At 68.3% G+C, this 4,352-nt stretch carries 3 protein-coding genes; all 3 read right to left on the bottom strand.

From position 1 onward, the window contains the following. Nucleotides 1–140: 140 nt before the first annotated feature. Entirely contained in the window at nucleotides 141–899 is a 759-nt protein-coding gene (locus Q0Q47_RS30955) for a hypothetical protein (RefSeq protein ID WP_293808360.1), read from the bottom strand. A gap of 9 nt (nucleotides 900–908) precedes the next feature. After that, complete coding sequence (locus Q0Q47_RS30950; protein ID WP_293808361.1) at nucleotides 909–3,251, bottom strand: OmpA family protein; 2,343 nt, start codon at nucleotides 3,249–3,251, stop codon at nucleotides 909–911. Between the two features lie 270 nt (nucleotides 3,252–3,521). Further along, nucleotides 3,522–4,352 (bottom strand): porin (locus Q0Q47_RS30945; RefSeq protein WP_293869014.1); only part of this gene is annotated, 831 nt, incomplete at its 5' end.

Below are 4,352 nucleotides of genomic sequence, written 5' to 3'. Positions count from 1 at the left end.
AGATGGCGGAGCGCCATCCCGATTGCGAGATCTACACCGCGCCCGGCCAGGGCCACGCCCCGCTGCTCGGCTCGAAGGACATGATCCGGCGGATCGCCAAGCTGATCGCCCGGGCCGAACGCCGCGCGGCCTGATCCGGGTCAGGGTTTCGGGCGCTTGGCCTTGGCCTTCTCCGTGGTAATCGCCGCGACATTGTCCTGCCCGCCCGAGCCGTCGTCGCGCGAGGTTTCGACCTCGCCTGCCTTGGCGCGCCTCGCGAATTCCGTCTCGGCCCCGGCCGCCAGCAGCTTGGCCTGCCCGACCCAGTCCTCGCGCTCGATCCGGCCGGGAAAGGCAAGGTAGCCGCCGACCCATTCGACATTCGCGGGCGTCCAGCCCGCGACCTGTTCGAAATGCCAGATGCCGAGGCCGTGCAGGCGCCCCTCGTTCTGCCGGCCGATGCCCTTGATGAGCTTCAGGTCATCGGGTTTGTCGTCGCGCGCGGTGATAAGCCCGGCCGGGCGCTGTCCGGGCAAGTCCGCCTCGTTCTCGACCGGCGGCAGTCCGGCTGCAGGCGGCGAGGCCAGCGGAGCGCTCGCGGCGACCGCTGCCTGCGGCGCCGTCACGGGCTCGGCAGCCGTCTGCGAAGCTCTCGGTTTGCGCAGGAGACCGGCGCAGACGCATCCGGCCCAGTAGACGGCCGTGAACAGCAGCGCCGTCTCGACCCAGGTCGCCGCCATGCCGTTCAGGAACTGGAGCCAGGTTAGCGCTGCACCGATTGCCCAGAGCACGGCGACAACGGTCCAGGCGCCGCTCCAGAACCGGGCCTTGCCGCCGTCATGGCTGATCCAGCCCATGGCGAAGCCCAGGCCGAAGGCGGCGAGCAGGAACCAGAGAAACTGGCTGGCGAGATAGAGCATGTCCGCCTCCTACTTCGCCACGGTGAACTGAACACGGCGATTCATCGCGCGCGCTTCCGGCGCCTCATACGACACGAGCGGGCGCGTGCTGCCATAGCCCTTGACCGCAAGCTTGCCGGGCTCGATGCCGCGCCGCACCAACTCGTCGCGCACGCGCAGGGCCCGGCGCAGCGACAGGTCCATGTTGTCGAAGCCGCGCCGCTCTCCGTCTCGGTTGGCATGTCCCTCGATGACGATCGGGGAACCCGGACACTTCTTCAGGATGGCCGCCGCCTCGCCGATGACGCGCTCGGTCGTGACATCGAGCTCGACGACCGAGGTCCCCTGGCCGAACAGCACCGTGTTGCGCCTGGTCAAGCCGTCGAGATCGTTCTGGCAGCTCGCAGGCGGGTCGACCACGCAGCCGGTCTGGCGCAGCTCCACGACCGCATCGACCTTGAAACCGGGCGGCAGGCCGGTAGCGGCGCTGGTCTCGACCTCGCTCTTGATCAGGTCGCGGCAGGTCAACCCACGCAGCGTGACACGGTCGTCCACCACCGATGCGGAGCCGAGGTCGAGGCGCAGCAGATCGGCGAGCACGGCGCGGGCCGCTTCGGCAAAGCCAGCCGGGGCACCGGGAACCAGCGTCGTCGCATCCTCGAAACGGCCCTTAAGAGGAGAATCCGCGACCAGAGCCTGCAACACTCCCTGCATCGCCTGATCGGGCAGATATCCCGAGAGCCGCAGGCCGGTGCGGTCCGCCGATAGCGACAGGCCGTAAGGCCGCACGACGACGTTGTCCGGCATGGCAGCCAAGGCCAGACCGGCCGGAGCACGGCTCGCGAGAAGATCGCGCAAGGCCGCAAGGCTCGCGGCATCCGCCATCTCACCCGCGATTGCGAAAGCCTTCTCTCTGATCGACACCGACCCCGCCCGCAGCTTGGACAGCGCCTCCAGCGCAAAACCGGTGGAAGCCCGCAGGTCGAGCTCGGATCGCAGCGCCGGCTCGATCGCCGCAAGGTCCTCGACGGACACTTCGCCGAAAATGCGGCGCGCCGTGGCCAGAACATCCCTGCGCACCGCCTCGTCCGGCAGCTTTCCGTTCAGGCGGACCCCCCTTTCGTTACGGGTCGCGCTCCACTCCAGCGGAACCGGCGCCACCGCGCGTGGGGCAGCCACCGATGCACCTGCCGGCGGGTTGGCGGCTGCGCCCTGCGGCGGCGCCGGCGCGGGCGCTGGAGCAGAACCTTCCGGCTTCGGCGAAGCCGGCAGGACATCGTTCAGGATCAATCCCGGCACCTCGGGCATCGGCACGACGACCGGCACCGGCGGCGGGGGCGCCGGAGGGCACTCGATCGTGGCGCGCGCGACCGAATCCGGGCCATCCATCTGGGCGATCTGCAGTCGCAAGGCCAAGCAGGCATCATAGGCCTGCGGCCCCCTTCCCGTCAGGGCGTAGTCCCCGCCGTCGAGCTCGGCCTTTCCGTCGCGCAGCCGCGCCAGATCCCCGAGGGCGCGCGTCACCTTCGCGAGGAAAGCCGAGGGCGCCCCGAGCGCCGGCTTCATCTCGTCGCGAAGGGCCGTCCCCGCACCGAAAGCCAGCCGCGCCGCCGCGAGAATCTGCTCGCGGGCCTCCCGATCCGGATAGAGGCCACGCATCACCAGCCCGCCGCCCGCCTCGTGTTCGACGCTCCAGCGATAGGGCGTCACGGTCGGAGGTTCGAGATCGCATTTGACCGCGCGGAAACCCGGACGTTCTGCGCGCGGCTGTGCAGCTTCCAGATCAAGGAACGAATCCGAACTGGCGGCTTTCCCCTCGATGCAGAAGCGGCCATCGTCGAGCGAGACCCGGCCGGAAGCCAGTTTCGGCAATTCGGCGAGCATCGCCACGGCCATCGCAGCAAAGCCCTCCGGCGCCCCAAAGGCGACCGCCTGGCGATCATCGATCCGCAGGCCGGGCAAGGCTGCCGATGCCACCGCCGCGTTGGCCGCCGCCGTATCGAGATCCGGCACGAAGCCGCCGAGCGTCACCATGTCGGATCGGCGGTTGGCGAACCAGGAATAGGGCTTCTGGGCAACGACCTGCGAGAGGCCGCCGAGCGTGCGGCGCACGCCAAACTCACCATGCAGGCGGGCCATCGCCTTGTTCGCGCCGTCGGAGGACAGGACCTCGCCGCCGATGGTGACATCCCGACCATCGACTTGAGCCACGATGGGGCGTGCGCCCGGCGCCGTGCCGGCAGCCGCCGCGACGGCCTGTTCGGCACGCAAGCCGACATCGCGCTCGATCGCGGTATCGAGCGCGAGATTTCCAGCTCCCCACAGCAAGCCCAGTGGGATCAGCCCCCAGAGCCAACGCGCCGGTTGAGACATGCACAGCCCCCCGCCTGCGTGGACCCGAAGGTTTCACGCGGCACTCACGATTGGGAGCGCTCTCGGTTTTTCAAAGGCTTATCGAGCGATCCGCAGATATCGATTCAGCGAAGGCTCGGCGCCATTCCACTGACGGAACGGTCGCCGGAGCATTCATGCGAGATCATGACCGAAGGCAATGGGGGGCCGTCAACAGCGAGACCGGACAACCCACATAAAAAAGAAGCCCCGGGTTTCCCCGGGGCTTCCTGACTAAAGATCGGAAACCGATCAGAAGTCGCGCTGGATGCGCAGACGGCCGCTCCAGGCGTCGTCCGACTTGGTCATGACGCCGACCGGACGGCCAGCCGCCTGAACGAAGTTCTTGACCCGGGCGTTGGCGTAGAGAATCTCGACGCCGATGTCGAGACCGGCAACCGGCGACCAGATCAGGTTCGAACCGACGCGCCACTCGACCGGATCCAAGCCGACGGCGTTGACCGCGCCGATGCCGTTGGCGTAGTCCAGCTTCGAGTACGAACCATACACGGCCTGCCGGATCGTGGGGGTCCAGTAGTGCAGGAAGCCGGCGGTCAGGGCGTAGCCCTTGGTCAGCTTGACCGAGCCGAGCGTGTTGACGTTGGCGTCGGAGTTCGTGATCAGCAGACGGCCGACGTTCGTGTTGGCACCCCAGGTCGAGCCGGCGCTGTTGCCGCCGTAGCCGAGATAGGAGAGACCGCCTTCGGCGTAAGCAGCCTGCAGCCAGAGCTCGTCGCCAGCGGCGAGCATGGGCAGGTTGATCTTGACGCCGGCCTGCAGGGCGAAGCCGGTCTTGTCGCCCGAGCCGACGCCGACGCTGGCGAGGGTCTTGCGCTGGAACACGGCGCCCGACAGCTGAGCGGAGCCCCAGCCCTGAGCGACGTTCAACGAACCGACGAGATCCGGATAGTCCGAACCGCCCTGAACGAAGTTGCCGTTGGCGACGCGATGCTCGTTGGAGTCTTCGAGGGCCAGGGTGGCCGAGAAGCCGCCGCCGAAGGTGGCGGTGTAGGCGAGCAGATTGACGCCGTTGTCCGAGCCACGGATCGGGCCGTAGTTCAGAGCGTCAGCGTAGAAGTCGAA

The organism is uncultured Alsobacter sp., from assembly GCF_945952055.1.
Lineage (GTDB): Bacteria > Pseudomonadota > Alphaproteobacteria > Rhizobiales > Beijerinckiaceae > Alsobacter.
Note: the sequence above shows the minus strand (reverse complement) of the source record. Positions and strands in the feature narration are given on the sequence as shown.